Raw genomic sequence first — 16,922 nt, 5'->3', positions numbered from 1 at the left:
CGGAGCAAATCCCAAAATGGAGAAACCAACAAATGAAGGCTGTTTTGTTCGATCGATACGGCGATCCGCTCGATGTTTTGCGGGCCGAGGATGTGCACGTACCAGTTTTGGCGGATGGTGAAGCTCTTGTGCGTATGGTAGCTGCGCCAATCAGTCCGGGAGATTTCCTTTTTATCGCCAACCTCTATCCTGAGCCGAAGAAACCAGTATTTCCGGCGCAAATCGGCGGAAACCACGGCGCTGGAATCGTCGAGCGCGCTCCCCCCGGGACAGGACTAGAACCAGGAACGCTCGTTGCCTTCAGCTATTATAACAGCTGGGCAGAGTATGCAGCGCTGCCAGTTCAGTGGCTTATCCCCCTGCCCCACGACTTTGCGCCCGAGAAAGCTGCGCAATTCTTTAACATCATCACTGCATGGGATCTGCTTGCAGCCGCTAAGGCTCGGGCGGGCGACTGGATCGCGGTCACAGCAGGCAACGCCACAGTCTCCTCGATGGTCGCCCAGTTTGCTGCCGCGCGCGGCGTCCATGTGATATCGACAACGCGTCGCGTCCATACTGATCTTTTGACGAGAGGTTCGGCCGCGGTCATAGATCTCAGCCAACTTAAGGAGCCCATCGGAGAGCGCATTGCCGAAATCACATCTGGTGTCGGAATTGCGGCACTAATTGACAACGTTGGCGGGCCTCTCACAGGCGACATTATTCGGACCATGCGGTTCGGCGGTCAGGTGGTCATCAACGGCGGCATGAGCCCCGAACGGTTCGAGCTGCACAATTTCGACGTGTTACTGAATGGGCTGGAGATCCGATCGCATGTTTATCGCTATTTCTTTGATCCCCCGAAGCCGGAGGACATGGAAGAGCTGGCGAGGATCGCCCTGGAGTCTAGCAGCGATGACTTCAAAGTCTCTGTTGGAGGATTTTTATCGCTTGGCGAATGGCGCAAAGGAGTTGAAGCGACGTTGCGGGTACCTGAAAGCGGGAAGCAGTTCTTTCGCATGTCGTGAGAACGCAACCCCTGTCGGTCGCCCATCGCCGCCTGGCCTTGAGACGTTTGTCGATCAGGCGTCACCGACGCTTCCGCCAAGCTGCACTCGACGCGATGCGTCGGGTCGCACTTCGGATATCAATGCCGGCCAGCGGAAAAGCGATATTCTCCGCCGCGTCAAAGTCCGAGCATGCCTCGGACAACTGGCGCCAGCTCCCTCCCGACTGCTCTCGTGTTCTCGGCATCGAGATGAACCCCGTCCAGCGACGTCGCACGGGCGACCAATCCCGCGTCAAAGAAGCCGCAGTCCATCTCGGTGGCGACTTCGGCGTAAAGCCCCGCGAGTTTTCCAGACTCGGCCACGCCACCGTCGAATACCGCAGCAAAATCGGCATCCTTCGTCGCCGTAAGCGGCGGAGGCGAAACCAGCAACACCCTGGGCGGCTTGGCATCGTGGGGATAGGCATGGCCACGGGTGATCCCAACCAGCCGGGCCATGCCTTGCTTGGCGCCAATGGCGCAACCGCAGATGAACGGCTTCATATCATTGGCGCCCAGCATGATGATGACCAGATCGAGCGGCGCATGGGTCTGCAGCATCGTTGGAAGAATGCGCGCTCCATTGCGGTCGCAGTCCGCGAGGTGGTCGTCGAACGCCGTGGTGCGGCCATTGAGGCCCTCGGCAATGACCGAGACATCTGGACCGAGGGCTGCGGCCAGTACGCTCGGCCAGCGATCCATATGGGCGTGACGCCCCAGACCCGTGGGGGAATAGCCCCAGGTGAGTGAATCTCCATAGCAAAGCACGGTCTTCAAGCTGCTTACTCCATCTTCAGGGTTATTCACGCCAACCATGCGCGGATTGCACCTCGATCATCTCTGCTAGGACATCGTTCCAGGTTTGCTGTTGCAGCATGACGTCATTCGGGAACATGCATCCGTCCCAACAGATATGGCGAAATGCCTTGGTGAGGCTGCCATTCTCGTCACGAAGCCAGAACCCGGCATCCCGGACAACATCCAGCTTGCCATTCGGGTCGTTGACCTGGCAGTGTCTGCCCGTGAGGTCATGGTCTCCGCCGCCTTTCACGGTTGCGTCGTTTTGGGCGACATGGAAATCGATGGTCCAGGGGCGCAGCGCGGCGGAAACCTTTGCGAAGGCCTCGCGCATCGGAGTGCGATCAGACCATTCATAATCATTCGGGAGAAGGCGCGCCTCCGACGCGTTGTAGCCCATTGTATAGAGAAGCGTGTGCGCCATATCCGCCTGAAAGCCGATATTGCGGCGATCGACGGCCACCAGAAGTTCAAGGGCTGATTTCCAGCTGTGCATGCCGCCCCAGCATATTTCGCCCTCGATCGCGAGGCGCTCATCGAATTCCGCAGCAACGTCACACGCGCGCCGGAAGGTATCCGCGATCATTGCGGTGTTGTGGGCCGGATCCTTTGCCCAATCCTCCACCGAGGCCGCCGAGTCAATGCGAATAACACCATAGGTGCGCAAACCGCTCTTTCTGAACTGTCCGGCAATGCGGCAGGCTTTTCGAACCATCTCGACGAAGCGGTCGCGCTCCTGCGCGTCACCCATAGCCGAACCACCCCCGCTGAAGGGCCAGACGGGGGCGACGACCGAACCGACGGCGAGGCCGTGGCCGGCAATTTTCCGCCCGATCTCGTTGACCTCGGCATCGGTGGCGTCGATCGGCACGTGCGGGGCCGCTAGAAAGAGGTCCACACCGTCGAACCGCCGTCCATCAACTTCTGCATCGGCGGTCAGGCGCAACATCGTATCCAGGTCAATTTCCGGCTCGCCGTCGCTACCTTTGCCGACGAGGCCGGGCCACATGGCATTGTGAAGTTTAGGATACTGTTGCATTGACCGTCTCTCCCGGCTGTTTCCGTAAATCTGGATTGAGGCGTCGCAGACGGCTTCGCTCGGATGCGTCGCTAGCAGGCACCGTCACCTTGCGACGATAGGCGCCAGGCGCGCCTTCATGTATCGGCCATCGAACGCGGCGACGGTATCAGGCGCGACTTCGGCCTCTCGACTTTCGTCCTCGACCACGAGCCAGCCCTGATAGTGAGTGTCGTGAAGGAAGGTCGTGATCGCTTCAAAATCGATCACGCCCTTGCCCATCATCGCCCACTCGCCACTGGCTGCCATGTCTTTGTAGTGGACATGCGCGATCAGCGGCCGGAAGGCTCCAATGATCTCGAGCGGGTCCATTCCCCCTTTGGCCAAGTGGCCGACATCCGGCACCCATTTCAACACTCGGGCGTCGAGACCGTTCAGCATGCGGTCGTAGTCCTGATGTGTCCGGCATACCGATCCTGCCGGCGAATTCGGATGGTACGCTGCCTGGACGCCCCTTTGCGCGGCGCGGGCCGCGAGGGCGTTCATGCAAGCGAGCTGGTTCGCCTGACGTTCTTCGAGATCGGAGCGGTCGCTGCCCGGATAGGGGCAGACATTCAATATTGTGTCTGGGAAATTGCGCGCCAGATAGTCGATAACCCAGTCGGCGTCCTCGCGCTCGGCGTCGGTCTCCTTTGGCTGACACCATGTCTCGACGAGGCAAACCGAAGCCAGTTCGACGCCCGCGTGGTCGAGGTGCTCTCGCATCAACGCAGGGTCGCGCAGTGCACCCAAGAACCGGGTCTCGGGCTCGACACCCTGGAAGCCGGCTGCACCAGCTACCGAGATGATGTGATCGAGCTTGCCGAGGTAGAGTTCGCCGCTCATCTGCCAAGTGTAAGTCTGGCACCCCATCTTGATTTTAGTCATGGTCCTCTTTCCAAAAACGAACCGGTCCCATCACGCGCGCCGTCAATTGCGCTGCATGAAGCGCAGGGTCTCACCATTGAATGTTTCCAGATCTTCCCAGTGATGGGCATGCGCGCAGTTCGGGAATTCGAGCAACTCCGAGCCAGCTATCGCCTGGTGCAGGATTTTTGAAAGTGCGAACGGCGTAAAAATGTCCTCCCGCCCCGCTGTGATCAGTGTCGGGACCTTGATCTCGCCAAGCCGGTCAAACGTGTCGTGGCCAATGCAGGCGTCGCACTGCGCTTCGAATGCAGATTGTGGCTGGGGCGCGAGCTTGGCGTCGGCATCGTGGCGCGCCTGCTCCAGCTCAGCTTGATGCGTCTCGACATATTCGGGGCCCCAAATCCACAGTTGCAGGCAACGCATGAAATCGCCCGGCGACGTATGAGCTCGAACTGATTTGAAGTGTTCGAACACGTTGCGATGAAAGAGCGGCAGTCGCGCCCAGGTGCTGACCAGAATCAGTGAGCGAACCCGATCGGGCGCACTCAGGCAGAGCTGCTGCGCGATAGCTCCACCCATCGAGATCCCCGCGACATGGGCGCGGCCGACACGGGCGTGGTCCATGACGGCGCGCACGTCCTCGGCCATGTCCGCAGTGGTATAGCGACCGCCGGGCTTTGACGTTCGGCCAATTCCTCTGTTGTCGATGGCGAAGCATTGGAAATGCTCGGCATAAGCGGCTCGGTGCATTTCCCAGACGCTCTGATCGGCCCCCAGTCCCATGATGAGTATCATGGGATCCCCGCTGCCGGTGACCTCATAGAAGACCTCAAGGTCGCCACTTTTTGCAATCGGCATGTTCAGCCTCCCGTCGCTGACCGCTTGGCGGTCTGCCCATACGTCTGGTTCGGGCCGTGTTTGCGATCTTGATGTTTGCGCGTGATATGCGTTGGTATCGGCTCAAGCGGGCGACCGGCGGCCAACATGGCGAGGGCCATATCGGCGCAGACTTCGAGCGCGACCGCATTATCCATTGCCGCCCGAACGCTGCGACCCCAGGCGAATGGGGCGTGATATCGCTGAAGCACGGCGGGTATGCGAACCGGATCGACGCCGGATAATTCGAAACAATCGGCGATCGCCTTGCCGGTAAAAAGCTCATAGCCGGCCTCGATCTCCTGCGCAGTCAGTTCCCGCGCCAAAGGCACCGTTCCGTCAAAATGGTCGGCATGGGTTGTGCCCAGAACAGGCAGTTCCAATCCCAATTGGCAAAGTGCTGTTGCGCGCGGGCTGTGCGTGTGCACGATGCCGTTGACGCCGGCAAACCGCCGATAGAGTTCGAGATGGGTTTCGGTATCCGACGACGGACGCAATGTTCCGGATACAATGGCGCCCGAAAGATCTAGCACGATGAGGCTGTCAATCTGCAACTCGTCATAGGAGACGCCGCTTGGCTTAATGGCGACCAGGCCGCTTTTCGGATCACGGCCGCTGACGTTGCCCCAGGTCAGGCTGACAAGGCCCTCGCGCGGCAAGCGGCGGTTCGCCTCGAGCACGTCGTGCAGGATCTCCTCATCCACGAGAGGCCTCCCGACGAATGGCGTTGAGCGTCTTCATGACGTGATAGACGTCGGCATTTCCACGGCGGCCGAACGCATCATGCAATGTCAGATACACCTCATAGAGGCGCCTATAGACCTCAGTGGCAGCAGCATTCGGGCGATATTTCGACTGTGGCAGCGACACCATGCGCCTTTGCAATTCCACGACGGAACCGAGGCCCGCCGCCGCGGCGGCGAAGATTGCCGCACCCTTGGCACACGTTTCGTGACTGTCTGCCACGACGATCGGCCGAGCGGTCACGTCGGCATAAATCTGCATCACGAACGGGTTCTTCTGCGCCAGCCCGCCGCAGCAGACAATCTCGTCCACGGCGACGCCCGCCCCCTCGATCTGCTCGATGATGAGCAGTGAGCCGAAGGCAGTCGCCTCGATTAGCGCCCTGAAGATTTCGGCGGCAGTAGTATGGAGCGTCTGGCCCACTACCAACCCATTTATGTCCATATCGACCAGAACGGACCGGTTGCCATTGTTCCAATCCAGCGCAACCAGGCCGGATTCGCCTGGCAGCAACTGTTCGGCCACGCTGCTCAGGTTGGCAAATTTTTCCTCGTCGGTTGTGCCGTAGCGGTCGGGCACGAGTTGTTGGACAAGCCATTTGAACAGGTCGCCGACAGCGCTTTGGCCAGCCTCGATGCCGAAAAAGCCAGGCAGGACAGTGTCGCGAAAGACGCCGCATATACCGGAGATCTTTGCGTCAGCCGATGAAATCATGATGTCACAGGTGCTGGTTCCCATGACCTTGACCAACTTGCCGGGGCCAATCCCGGCGCCGACCGCGCCGAAATGCGCGTCGAAGGCGCCACCGGCAATTGCAACGTCGGGTGAAAGGCCGAGCCAAGCCGCGTGGGTCGACGTCAGCGTGCCGACAGACCGATCTCCCGTCTCGACGCGGGTGTTGGTACTTTCGCGCACCTTCACCAAGACAGGATCGACCTGACCAAGAAAGCCTGCGTCCGGCAAGCCGCCCCAGTCGCTATTGTGGAGGAGTTTGTGACCCTGCGCGCAGGCGCTGCGAACAACGTCATTCGCTTTGGCGCCGGAGAGTGTTCCTGGAAGAAATTCGCATAGCTCGACGAAACCGGCAGCCTGACCAAATACGTGGGGGTCGCTGTGGCTTAACCGCAGGACCTTGGCCCAGAACCATTCGGGCGAATAGACGCCACCGCAACGCGCGATCATCTCGGGTCGCCGATCGCGGAAGGCCTGCGTCAATCGTTCGGCGTCAGCCTCGCTTGTATGGTCCTTCCACAACCACGACATCGCGTCCAGGTTTTCTGAAAATTCCGGCCGATCGGCCAGTGGGTGGAGATCGGCGTCAACCGGGATGACCGTGCTGCCAGTTGCTGCAAAGCCAAGTCCACGCACCTGCGAGGCGTCGAAGCCAACTATGGTTCGTCGCGCCTGCTCAAGGAGCGACGAGACGCAGGCTTGCACCCCCGCAAGATAGTCGCTCGGACGCTGGCGCGCCAGATGAACATGACGCGGGTCATAGAGAACACCATCCTTGCCGGAAGGGTAGGCATATGTGGCCAGCGCTAGCTCGGCGGGGGCGTCTGGCCGCATCAGCACCGCCCGGCAAGAATTCGTGCCGTAGTCGAAGCCGATGACGTATGCTGGATCCGTGCGGGAATGCATTCTTGTTACACCTGTTAGGAAGGTCGTCAGCGGGTTTCAAATCAATGGGGAAACTCAGATCAGCCCAAGAGCGCGCTTGACCGCCTTGTCGTCAGCCCCCTGCTCGATGAAGTCGTCGAAGGTCGATTGACTGACGCGGATTAAATGATCCGCGATAAACTTGGCCCCCTCACGGGCACCGTCCATCCGGTCCTTGATCGCGCACTCCCATTCGAGCACGGCCCACCCGTCGAAATTGTGCACGGAGAGCTGAGCGAAGATCGACCGGAAATCGATATCGCCGTCGCCTAACGAGCGGAACCTCGCCGCGCGATCCGGCCACTCAGAGTAGCCGGAATATACGCCTTGACTGGGGGTCGAGCGAAGCTCAGCATCCTTTACATGGAAGGCCTTGATCCGTTCGTGATAGACGTCGATGAAGCCGACGTAGTCGAGGTTCTGCATTCGGAAGTGCGACGGGTCATAGGCGATGCAGCAACGCTCATGATTGTCCACCGCCTTCAGAAAACGTTCGAAGGTCGTTCCGTCGAAGAGATCCTCGCCAGGATGCAATTCGAAGCACGCGTCGATACCATGCTCCGCATGTAGATCGAGGATCGGTCTCCACCGGCGGGCAAGTTCTTCAAAGGCGGCGTCGACCAGACCGGCGGGTCGAGGCGGCCAAGGATAGAAAAATGGCCATGCAAGAGCGCCGGAGAATGTTACATGAGACTTCAGGCCGAGATTGCGGCTTGCGATGGCGCTCGCCTTGACCTGTTGCACGGCCCATTCCTGTCTTGCCTTCGGATTTCCTCGAACATGCACGGGCGCGAATGCGTCGAGCGCCTCGTCAAAGGCCGGATTAACGGCGACGAGCTGCCCCTGCAGATGCGAGGCAAGTTCGGTGATCTGCACTCCCTGCTCAGCCGCAACGCCCCTGAGATCATCGCAATAGGCTTTGCTTTCGGCCGCCTTGGTGACGTCGATGAGCCGCGTGTCCCAGACCGGGATCTGGACGCCCCTGAAGCCGAGCGAGGCGGCCCATCCGCAAATGTCCTTGAACGTGTTGAAGGGCGCCTGGTCGCCGACGAATTGCGCCAGGTAGATCGCCGGGCCTTTGATCGTCTTCATATATTCACCTCTGATTTTCGCCTAGGCAGCGCGAGACCACTGGTCGCGCAGGAAGTCATGACCGAACTGATAAACTTCCTGTTTGGTCGGGAAGAAATCTCGCCAGACTCGCGTGGCGGCTGCCACTTCGGGCAATGACCGCCCGAACGCCTCGATGACGTACCACTGGTCGTAGCCGGTCGAGCGGATCGCTTCGAACGTGCTGGCCCAAGGGATATGTCCCTTTCCGGGCGTCCCGCGATCGTTCTCCGACAGGTGCACGTGGTTAATGCACGCCATGTTCGGCTTGATCACGCCGACCGGATCCTTCTCCTCGATATTGGCGTGGAAGGTGTCGTAGAGGAGCCCATAATTCGGCTCATCGACCTTGGCGACCAACGCCGCTGCGTCCTGCACGGTATTGAGCAGATAGCACTCGAAGCGATTGAGCGGCTCGACCGAGAGCTTGATGTTCTTCAACGACGCATAGCGGGCTGCCTGCTTGTGAACCTCGACCGCGCCGGCCATTTCATCAGCCGTAGGCGGATCGCCGGTGAATGTTGCCAGCGGCTGATAGAACGGGCCGCAGAGTACCTCACCGCCCGCCGCCTCAAGGCAGTCGATCAACCATTTGAGATGATCAAGGCCGGCCGCGCGGACTTTCGGATCATTGCTCGTACAGTTCTTCGCTTCTTCTGGAATGATGCCGACCGCGGTGCAGCGAAGTCCATTATCCCGTATCGCCTGCCCCACCTTTCGATAGTGCTCGGGAGAACCCTCGAAAATTGGCAACTCAACGCCATCATAGCCAGACTTCTTCAGCTCGCCAAAGGTCGGAAAGTCGACCTCCGTGACGAACGGCGTCCAGAGCAGCATATTGAAACCGAGCAACATCACATTCTCCTCCCCGCGATTGGTGTTTGCAGGTTAGCGAGCACGACGTTGTCCGCATTGTGCAGCAGGGCGCTTTTTTATAACGATCTGATTATTGAGCCGGATCTCAACTCGCCCCCACGTCGACGACGGTTTGCAGTCGGTGTGCGATCGGCACGGCCGAGGACTGCGACGTCGTCGCCTTCAGATCACCGGAACGATCGCATTGGGATTGTCGCGCACTACTCTTTTCCGCGACGCTGACCTTGCCATCGATCGCGATATTTCTTCGGTGAGTCGCCCAAGAACATGGAAAACTTTCTGGTAAAATAGCTTTGATCGCAAAAGCCGCTCTTCAGGGCTATCTCCACAATGGGCTGGTCGGTCGACACCAGCAGCCGAGCCGCTGCCTGCATCCGCACGCCGAGGATGAAATCTTGCGGAGAGGTGCGGAAAAGCTTGCGGAACTTCTTTCGGAACTGGCTGTCGGAAAGGCAGCACAAACGCGCCAATTCCTTGATATCGATGACACGGCTGTAGTTCTCCTGAATAAAGCAAACAGCTTTGGAGAATTGCCGATAACCCTCCGGCAACATTTCGGTCCGCCGGAGGATCCGAGTAATGCCCATGATGCCCGTGATCGAGCCGTCCGTCGAGCGCGTCGGCAATTTGGTGGTGGTAACCCAGACAAGATGGCCATGCTCATCGACGACCACCTCCATCTTGTTCACGATCGGCTGTCCCGTGTCCATGACGTGGCGATCGTCTTTGAGGATGGGCTCCGCGATGTGGAGGGGGAACAGCTCCAATTCCGAGCGGCCGAGAATATCTTCCGTTGTCCTGGCGTTGAAGGACGCGAGAGCCGCGCTATTGCACGCACGCCATCTGGAGTCGCGGTCCTTCAGATAGAAATTGACGTCGGGAATGAAATCGAAAATCTCGCTGAAATTCTCAGGTATCGGGAATAGCGGCTCGATCGTTTTCGGGTTGGATGCAGCCATGACCACACATCTTCTTTTCGCTCAGTGACGAAGCGCGCCGTGTCGGTTCATGATGTATCATGTCGGCAGCACGTGGAACATAGTACCTCGGCAGTCTGGCGGGCGGTCTGTTCGCGGCCCTAAGGCCGGCGAGCTACCAAACAGGCGATAGTCAATGCCAGGGCCGAGGCAATCGCCGCCACGACCCAATAAAACGACGTGAGATAGAACGGCGTCGCGGCGTAGTAGGACTTGCCGGAATATGTAGCGGAATCCGGCTGCTTGAGGAAAAACGCGCCGTAAAAATGCGCCGCCGCGATAGCGACCAGCACCACCACGAAGAAGATCAGCGCAACGATCAATCCGCCAGTCACGACGGATCGCGCAGAAACACCCGGCGCGGCCAATGGCAAGAGGTTGTTGAGAAGGGCCGCCAATACGACAAGCGCACTTCCGACGGCAAAGAGCGTCAGGTGAAACGGCTGGAAGATGAGCGAAAGCGCCAGGAGCCCCAACCCAATGATGATTATTTCAAGCCGCAACGCGGAACTGGCTGTCATACCCTGTCTCATGCGTGAACCGCCTCCCCATCCGCGTCGAAGAAATAGATCTGTTTTGGATCCGGCCGGAGATGCATGGCCTCACCCGCGCGAACACGTTTTTCCCGTGGGACGACCACGCGGATATTGATACCGCCCGATGTCTTTGCGTGGATAAGCGTCTCCGCTCCCATCGGTTCAATGAGTTCTGCCTGGGCGGCAACGGTCTCTTTATCGGCTTCGGCAACGAGGGCGAACGCACGCGGTCTTACCCCGACAGTCACGTTCGGCGAGCCCAGCCCTCCAAGTGCGGCTGGCGCTGCGAGCCGAATTTGGCCCCCATCAAGCCGAAGACATGCGGCACCCGCGTCCAAACCCTTGATCTCAGCCTCGATCAGGTTCATTTGAGGTGTTCCAATGAAACTTGCCACGAAGACATTGGCCGGGCGCGCAAACACGTCATGCGGGCTACCCACCTGCTCGACCATTCCATCTTTCATGATGGCGATCCGGTCAGCCATCGTCAGTGCCTCGAGCTGGTCATGGGTGACGATCACCGTCGCCTTTGAAAGGTCGGACAGCACTTCCTTGATCTGGCCCCGCATCGAGTGGCGCAGCTCGACATCCAGGCGCGACAGCGGTTCGTCAAAAAGGAAGCAATCCGGATCGCGAACGATGGCGCGCGCCACGGCTACCCTTTGCTTCTCACCATCGGACAATTCCGCCGGTTTGCGATCGAGAACCGGCAGCAACTGAAGGATCTCCGCGACACGCCGTACACGCCGCTCTTTGTCTTCGCGTGACACACGTTCATACTGGAGCGGCATGGCGATATTGTCGCTGATGCTGAGGGATGGATAGAGCGCATAGAACTGGAATACCATGGCGATGTTGCGCTTTTCGGGCGGCAGATCGTTCACCCGCCTGCCGGCAGTGAAGAGATCCCCCGCCGTGGGGCGCTCAAGCCCAGCGATCATGCGAAGGGTCGTCGTCTTGCCGCAGCCAGAAGGCCCAAGGAGGCACACGACCTCCCCGGCGGCAACCGATAGATCAACATTGCGCACGGCGTTGAAACTGCCGAACCGCTTGGTCACTTTGCGAAGCTCGATGGTCGACATGTCAGCGTTTTACCGTTCCGAAGGTTGCGCCCCGCAAGAGCTGGTTCTGGAGGAAAAAGGTTGCGAGGAATACGGGGATGAGGAAGAGGGTTTCGATCGCGGCCAGCAGGCCCCAACGTACGCCGATATCGCCGCCGATGGTCTGAGCCATGGCCACCGGGACGGTGCGCGTGCCCACGCCGGTCAGCAGCAGCGCCAGAAGATACTCATTCCAGGTAAGGATGAGACCGAAGACGGACGTCGCAGCCAGTCCTGCTAAGACTTGCGGCAGACAGATCTTGAAGAACACGCGCATATTGGTGGAGCCGTCGATGCGTGCGGCATCTTCGACATCGAAGGAAAGCTCGTCAAAGAAGCTTTTCATCATCCAGATCGTGAACGGCAGGTTGAAGGCCGTATATAGGCCAATGATGCCTGCGTAAGTCCCGGAAAGTCCGATCACCCGGAACATCAAAATCACGGGTATGATGACGACAATCGCGGGAAGCATTCGGGTCGTGAGGATGACGAACAGATAGGTGTCGTTGCCCTTCAGCGGGTATCTCGAGAAACCGAATGCCGCGAGCGTGCCGATAATGAGCGCTAGGAATACGCTGACGCCCGCAATAAAAATCGAATTGAAGAAGAAGAGAGCAAAACCGGTGTCCTCGGCGACCGCGCCGGCGGAATAGGCGCGGGAAAACACCTGCCTGAAATTGTCGAGCGTCGGCGTGAAGAAGAATTTGGGCGGTACCGCCAACGCGTCGCTATGGGTCTTGAAGGCCGTAAGGATAATCCATAGGACCGGAAAGAAGTAGATGAAGCTGATGAAGCCGGCAATGATTGTCCGACCCCAGCCGGCTTCACCAACGCTTGAGTGGCGGCGAAATGATCTTGTGATCCCGATCATGGCTCAAGCCTCCGTCGTGCGCCGGTTGGCGATGTAGAGATAGAGATTGGTGAGCACGATCACGGTAAACAGCAGGATGTAGGACAATGCGGCTGCCTCCGAGGTTTTGTTGAATTGGATTGCTTGCCGGTAGACATATATTGCGATCGTCTCCGTCGATGTGCCCGGTCCTCCTTCCGTGAGCAGGAAGGCCACGTCGAAAAGCTTGAACGCTTCGATGGTGCGGAAGAGCAACGCCAGGAGCAGCAGGCTTCGGACAAAGGGAAATGTAATCGTCCAGAAACGCCGCCAGGCCGATACCCGGTCGATTGCCGCCGCTTCGTAAAGATATTTCGGCACGCTGACCAGGCCCGCCAGCACCAACAGCATGACGAAAGGCGACCACATCCAGGCGTCGGCGATGACAATGCCTGCGATTGAGCCTCCCGCCGTTCCCAGGAGAATGTACGGCTCGCCCGTGAAAAACCTCGTCGCTTGGGAAAGCAGACCGAAGGTGGGTTCGTAGTAGTAACGGAAGAAGGCGCCGATCGCGACATAGGAAAGCATCATCGGCGTCAGCACGAGTATCAAGAGATATCGCCGCAAGGGGAACTGCTTGGAAAACAGCATGGCCAAGGAGAAGCCCACCACCATTTGGATGCTGACGGTCAAAAGCCCCATGATGGCTGTATTCTGAAGCCGGTCCCACGCGGTCGGATCGGTCAGCACCTTCTGATAATTCGAAAGGCCGACAAAGATCGGAGGGACGGCGACATTCGCTTTGTAGCTGAAGAAGGAAAGCCCCAAGGACCAGAGCAGCGGGAAGATGTTCATCACGAACAGGAGCGCAATGGCGGGCGCGATCAAAAGCCCGCCCTGGTATCGCCCCCAGGCGTTGTAGACGACCGAACCCGACGCGAAGGCTACTAACAAGAGGCAAGTCCAGAATGAGGCTTTTGGCGACAAAAATGCAAGCGCCGGAACTGCGAGCGCAAATGCGACAAGCATCATCAAAGGCCAATTGTCAGGGCGAGGTTCAAGAAAGCGCGCCAGCGGCGAACCGATGGTCGCCGAAGCGTCTTTCGGGAGTGTATGGGTCATGTGAGACATCGGCCGGGCCTGGAAAATTGCAAAACGGGTTCAAATTTCAACTGTGGGTGCAGGTCAGATGGCCCGCACCCACCATGGTCCAATCACTTTTGGATCAGGCCCGCGTCCGTCAGGAGCTTTTCCTGAAAGCCGGCAATGTTATCGAGAGTCGTCTTGGCATCCTGCTTGCCAGTGATGGCCAAGTCATACTGTTCCTGCTGCTGGACGAGCAGCTCGAAGAACTGGGGAACGTGCCAGGTGTCTTTCTGCCATTTCAGACCGGCGGCCCAGGTCCGGTTCCATGGCCGGTAGCCGACGTATTTTGGATCGTTGTAGACCGACCGGACAGCACTCTGGCCACCCGCCGCCGCGAAGGCGTGCTGGATGTCGGACGACAGCCACCACTTCACGAAGTCGACGATCTCGCGATTTTGCGCATCTGAGTTCCAAGTCATCAGCACGAAGGGTTGGCCGCCGATGTTGGACCAGCGGACGCTCTTGCCGTCGGCACCGCGCAGAGCCGGCATCTGCGAGAAGGCGACCTTGCCGGCGGCTTTTGATGTCTTTGAATCAAGCACGCTTTCGGCAAAGCCGATCCACTCGATGTTGGAGGCAAGCTTGCCCTGCATGAACAGTTCGTTGGTCTTGAAGATATCCATGCCGCCGGTCTTCACCACTGGCGGCATGTATTGCAGAAAGCTCAGATAGTGATCGAGCGCCTTGACAGCCCTGGGGGAATTAACGACGCCTTGCGCGTGTTCATTGGGAACCTTGGTTTCATCCCAGATGTCGGCGCCATGCTGCCAGACGAAGGCGTTGACCTGCATGCTCGAGTAGTCATAGGCCTTGCCCGCTTGAAAGGCGACGCCGTAGAAATCGTCTTCCGCCGGGGATCCTGCAAGCATGTCCCCCTTCTTGCGCTTGAAGAATTCACCGATCTTGCCATAGAGATCCCAATCGACGTTATCCATCTCCTCAGGGGTGCATGGCAGCTTCTGGCCGTATTTGGCCTGGAAGTTTTTCTGCTCATCCTCGTGACAGAAGATGTCCGACCGATAATAGTTGACGAGAATGTCCGGCATCTGCGGAAAACCATAGTAGTTTTCCGACTTATGCGGATAGGTCGAATAGGCCGCGAGAGTCGCCGGATCGATGTCCGCCAGGATCTTCTTGAGTTCGGGATCACCATCAATCAGATCGTTGATCTTCCGATAATAGCCGCCTTCGATAAAGGCCCCGAGCCACTGAGAATCGGACACAGCCATGTTGTAGGCCTGCTCCCCCGAGGTAAGAGATGCGTTCAACCTCGTGAAGTAATCCGGCCACGGGATGAAGTCGAATTCCAGCTTCACCTTGTTGCCGGATGGCGGCGCATATCTGGAGTCGAAAAAATCCTTCATGACGTGGGTCGGCGGCCAATCGGGGACTGCCATTCGCAGCACGACCTCCTCTGCAGCGGCGCTCGCTGCGCCCCCCGCAATCTGCAGCACCACGACACTCGCGATTGCCGAAAGAACCTTCATTTTGCTATTCACGGTCATTTGGTGCTCCTCCCATTGAAACCGGAAAAAATAGTTGCCTTCGGTCAGGCCATGGCCCGACCATCGGCTCGGCTAAAAACGTGAATCTTCTCGGGATCGATCACCAGATTGGCTGGTTCACCGATCGCCAGCGTCGCCGCCGACGCCTCAGGCAGGACAAAGCGTATGATTTCTCGGCCAGCCTCCACGGAGACGACAGTGATATCGCCTTGGGGCTCCAGAAGGCGAACTTTCGTCGAAAGCGCCACCTCGCCGCCCGCAGCCAGCCTGATGTCGTGTGGCCGAATGCCGATAATTGCCGCGTCGCCGGCGGATGCTGTCCGTCTCCGGGTCAACGCCGCAAGACGGCCTAGCGGCGTGTCGAAGGAGCGAGCATCGGCCGCAACCACCCCGTCAATCATGTTCATGTGCGGAGCTCCGATCTTGCTGGCGACATAAGTGTCGACTGGGTGATCGTAGAGCTCATCGGCTGTTCCGGACTGCACCACCCGCCCGTCGCGCATCACCGCGATCTCTTCTCCCATTGACAGCGCTTCGAGCTCGTCAGGGGTTGCGTAGACGATGGTCATTCCGAACTGGCGATGCAGGCGTTTCAGTTCGGCCCGCATGTCGTGCCGCAGCTTCGCGTCCAGGTTCGTCAGCGGCTCATCAAGAAGCAAGATACTGGGGCGGCGGATAATGGAGCGGCCGAGCGCCACGCGCTGTTGCTCACCGCCGGAAAGAGTGGAAGGCTTCCTGTCGAGCCGATGCGACAGCTTGAGCATCGCACCGGTTTCCCGGACACGTCGATCGACATCGGCGCCAGCGATACCCTCCTCGCGCAGCGGATAGGCGAGATTGTCGTAGACGGTGAGGTGGGGATAGAGCGCAAAGGATTGGAACACCATCGAAATGCCTCGCCCCGTGATCGGCGAGGTCGTCGCGTCCTTCCCGTCAATCTCGATGCGGCCCGCTTGCGGATGAACGAGCCCCGCGATTGCACGCAGCGTCGTCGTCTTGCCGACCGCGCTCGGACCGAAGAGCACGAAGAACCGACCCGCTGCGACCTCGAGGGAAAGACCATCGAGAGCCTTGACGCGCCCGTACGACTTCTCAACTCCGGACAGCATCAGTGCAGGCGGTCTGCTGGGTATCATCCTAGCCTCATCCTATGTTGCGGCTTGCAGGGTTATCGATTTCGTCGTGCCGTTCAGACTTGCCTCGCGCATCAAAGCGAGAGATGACAAGTGCTTGTAAGTATCGCTCCAAGCCTGATCTCTTCTACAGAGCGGCGAAGCGAAACGGCTTGTGAGTCGCGTTTGTTTTTTTGAACGATTCGCTCATGCGCAGTCGTTTCACAGGAGGACACTCGAATCTGGCGAGCGGCCAGTCTTAGCGGGGGGAGCTCGCGCGGCTTGCTTGAATGCCCGTTATGACGATATCAGCAGACAGCCCATCATGGGGATGCCGCCCAAGGCTTGTCGTGAGATCGCGGTGTGAGCGCGCGCTTGCGAAAGTTGCTGAGGCCCGCGTCGTCAGTCAAATGCCCAGCCGAGGACGTGGAACTCGTTCCTATGTCCGTCTTGCAGGATCGTACAGCCGGCCGCGACGTCAATCAGCGGATCTCTGACTTCCACCGGCGAGAGATCTCGCGCCGGCGAAGACGCTCTTTGCAAAACGATCACCAAGTCGTTGCACGCCTGTGACCCGAGATGGCGATCTCCCCACGCATGTCGCGGATCGCTCGGCGTAAATCCGTTTAGTTCCTAGTTGAAATCACAGTCGTTGCCTCGATCCGATGTCATTTCGGCGCCTCGCCGTCCATGGAGGCAT

Annotated in this window: 16 protein-coding genes; 1 reads left to right on the top strand and 15 read right to left on the bottom strand. The window is 58.9% G+C overall.

Annotated features, from left to right (window positions below; translation table 11 throughout):
• The first annotated feature begins 32 nt into the window (after positions 1-32).
• Positions 33-1,010 (top strand): quinone oxidoreductase family protein, encoded by a 978-nt coding sequence (locus ASC97_RS18775; RefSeq protein WP_057469860.1) that lies wholly within the window; start codon positions 33-35, stop codon positions 1,008-1,010.
• Between the two features lie 158 nt (positions 1,011-1,168).
• Here the strand turns inward: ASC97_RS18775 and ASC97_RS18770 are convergent, their stop codons facing one another.
• The 15 genes from ASC97_RS18770 to ASC97_RS18700 form a co-directional block, all read right to left on the bottom strand.
• A complete protein-coding gene (locus tag ASC97_RS18770; RefSeq protein ID WP_156390395.1) occupies positions 1,169-1,807 on the bottom strand; it encodes an SGNH/GDSL hydrolase family protein in 639 nt (212 codons plus the stop codon).
• A 22-nt stretch (positions 1,808-1,829) separates the two neighbouring features.
• Complete coding sequence (locus ASC97_RS18765) at positions 1,830-2,867, bottom strand: sugar phosphate isomerase/epimerase family protein (protein WP_057469858.1); 1,038 nt, start codon at positions 2,865-2,867, stop codon at positions 1,830-1,832.
• Between the two features lie 84 nt (positions 2,868-2,951).
• Positions 2,952-3,773, bottom strand: coding sequence for a sugar phosphate isomerase/epimerase family protein (locus tag ASC97_RS18760; RefSeq protein WP_082530055.1), 822 nt, complete (start codon positions 3,771-3,773; stop codon positions 2,952-2,954).
• 42 nt (positions 3,774-3,815) lie between these two features.
• A complete protein-coding gene (locus ASC97_RS18755; RefSeq protein ID WP_057469856.1) occupies positions 3,816-4,613 on the bottom strand; it encodes an alpha/beta fold hydrolase in 798 nt (265 codons plus the stop codon).
• Between the two features lie 2 nt (positions 4,614-4,615).
• Positions 4,616-5,335: an L-ribulose-5-phosphate 4-epimerase AraD gene (gene araD, locus ASC97_RS18750; RefSeq protein ID WP_057469855.1), complete on the bottom strand. Its 720-nt coding sequence runs from the start codon at positions 5,333-5,335 to the stop codon at positions 4,616-4,618.
• Entirely contained in the window at positions 5,328-7,013 is a 1,686-nt protein-coding gene (locus ASC97_RS18745) for a ribulokinase (RefSeq protein WP_057469854.1), read from the bottom strand. The genes araD and ASC97_RS18745 overlap by 8 nt, the downstream gene beginning before the upstream one ends.
• A gap of 54 nt (positions 7,014-7,067) precedes the next feature.
• A complete protein-coding gene (locus ASC97_RS18740) occupies positions 7,068-8,123 on the bottom strand; it encodes a sugar phosphate isomerase/epimerase family protein (RefSeq protein ID WP_057469853.1) in 1,056 nt (351 codons plus the stop codon).
• A gap of 21 nt (positions 8,124-8,144) precedes the next feature.
• On the bottom strand, positions 8,145-8,996 hold the full coding sequence (locus tag ASC97_RS18735) for a sugar phosphate isomerase/epimerase family protein (protein WP_057469852.1): 852 nt from the start codon (positions 8,994-8,996) through the stop codon (positions 8,145-8,147).
• Positions 8,997-9,217: 221 nt separating this feature from the next.
• The gene (locus ASC97_RS18730; protein ID WP_057469851.1) at positions 9,218-9,976 is read right to left on the bottom strand and encodes an AraC family transcriptional regulator; all 759 of its coding nucleotides are present in this window, start codon (positions 9,974-9,976) and stop codon (positions 9,218-9,220) included.
• A gap of 119 nt (positions 9,977-10,095) precedes the next feature.
• A complete protein-coding gene (locus tag ASC97_RS18725; protein ID WP_244481523.1) occupies positions 10,096-10,515 on the bottom strand; it encodes a hypothetical protein in 420 nt (139 codons plus the stop codon).
• 8 nt (positions 10,516-10,523) lie between these two features.
• Positions 10,524-11,612 (bottom strand): ABC transporter ATP-binding protein, encoded by a 1,089-nt coding sequence (locus tag ASC97_RS18720; RefSeq protein WP_057469849.1) that lies wholly within the window; start codon positions 11,610-11,612, stop codon positions 10,524-10,526.
• A 1-nt stretch (position 11,613) separates the two neighbouring features.
• Entirely contained in the window at positions 11,614-12,501 is an 888-nt protein-coding gene (locus ASC97_RS18715) for a carbohydrate ABC transporter permease (RefSeq protein WP_057469848.1), read from the bottom strand.
• A gap of 3 nt (positions 12,502-12,504) precedes the next feature.
• Positions 12,505-13,581 (bottom strand): carbohydrate ABC transporter permease, encoded by a 1,077-nt coding sequence (locus ASC97_RS18710; protein WP_200959500.1) that lies wholly within the window; start codon positions 13,579-13,581, stop codon positions 12,505-12,507.
• 92 nt (positions 13,582-13,673) lie between these two features.
• Positions 13,674-15,110: an extracellular solute-binding protein gene (locus ASC97_RS18705; protein WP_082530054.1), complete on the bottom strand. Its 1,437-nt coding sequence runs from the start codon at positions 15,108-15,110 to the stop codon at positions 13,674-13,676.
• 44 nt (positions 15,111-15,154) lie between these two features.
• The gene (locus ASC97_RS18700; protein WP_057469847.1) at positions 15,155-16,246 is read right to left on the bottom strand and encodes an ABC transporter ATP-binding protein; all 1,092 of its coding nucleotides are present in this window, start codon (positions 16,244-16,246) and stop codon (positions 15,155-15,157) included.
• Between the last annotated feature and the right edge of the window lie 676 nt (positions 16,247-16,922).

Source organism: Rhizobium sp. Root1203 (assembly GCF_001424945.1).
Taxonomy (GTDB): domain Bacteria; phylum Pseudomonadota; class Alphaproteobacteria; order Rhizobiales; family Rhizobiaceae; genus Rhizobium.
This window is presented reverse-complemented; position numbering and strand designations above follow the sequence as displayed.

What these genes read in the sequence shown, in the direction of transcription:
- ASC97_RS18775 (WP_057469860.1), top strand. Translation starts at nt 33, where the DNA reads ATGAAGGCTGTTTTGTTCGATCGATACGGCGATCCGCTCGATGTTTTG.
- ASC97_RS18765 (WP_057469858.1), bottom strand. Translation starts at nt 2,867, where the DNA reads ATGCAACAGTATCCTAAACTTCACAATGCCATGTGGCCCGGCCTCGTC.
- ASC97_RS18760 (WP_082530055.1), bottom strand. Translation starts at nt 3,773, where the DNA reads ATGACTAAAATCAAGATGGGGTGCCAGACTTACACTTGGCAGATGAGC.
- ASC97_RS18755 (WP_057469856.1), bottom strand. Translation starts at nt 4,613, where the DNA reads ATGCCGATTGCAAAAAGTGGCGACCTTGAGGTCTTCTATGAGGTCACC.
- ASC97_RS18745 (WP_057469854.1), bottom strand. Translation starts at nt 7,013, where the DNA reads ATGCATTCCCGCACGGATCCAGCATACGTCATCGGCTTCGACTACGGC.
- ASC97_RS18740 (WP_057469853.1), bottom strand. Translation starts at nt 8,123, where the DNA reads ATGAAGACGATCAAAGGCCCGGCGATCTACCTGGCGCAATTCGTCGGC.
- ASC97_RS18735 (WP_057469852.1), bottom strand. Translation starts at nt 8,996, where the DNA reads ATGTTGCTCGGTTTCAATATGCTGCTCTGGACGCCGTTCGTCACGGAG.
- ASC97_RS18730 (WP_057469851.1), bottom strand. Translation starts at nt 9,976, where the DNA reads ATGGCTGCATCCAACCCGAAAACGATCGAGCCGCTATTCCCGATACCT.
- ASC97_RS18725 (WP_244481523.1), bottom strand. Translation starts at nt 10,515, where the DNA reads ATGACAGCCAGTTCCGCGTTGCGGCTTGAAATAATCATCATTGGGTTG.
- ASC97_RS18720 (WP_057469849.1), bottom strand. Translation starts at nt 11,612, where the DNA reads ATGTCGACCATCGAGCTTCGCAAAGTGACCAAGCGGTTCGGCAGTTTC.
- ASC97_RS18715 (WP_057469848.1), bottom strand. Translation starts at nt 12,501, where the DNA reads ATGATCGGGATCACAAGATCATTTCGCCGCCACTCAAGCGTTGGTGAA.
- ASC97_RS18710 (WP_200959500.1), bottom strand. Translation starts at nt 13,581, where the DNA reads ATGACCCATACACTCCCGAAAGACGCTTCGGCGACCATCGGTTCGCCG.
- ASC97_RS18705 (WP_082530054.1), bottom strand. Translation starts at nt 15,110, where the DNA reads ATGACCGTGAATAGCAAAATGAAGGTTCTTTCGGCAATCGCGAGTGTC.
- ASC97_RS18700 (WP_057469847.1), bottom strand. Translation starts at nt 16,246, where the DNA reads ATGATACCCAGCAGACCGCCTGCACTGATGCTGTCCGGAGTTGAGAAG.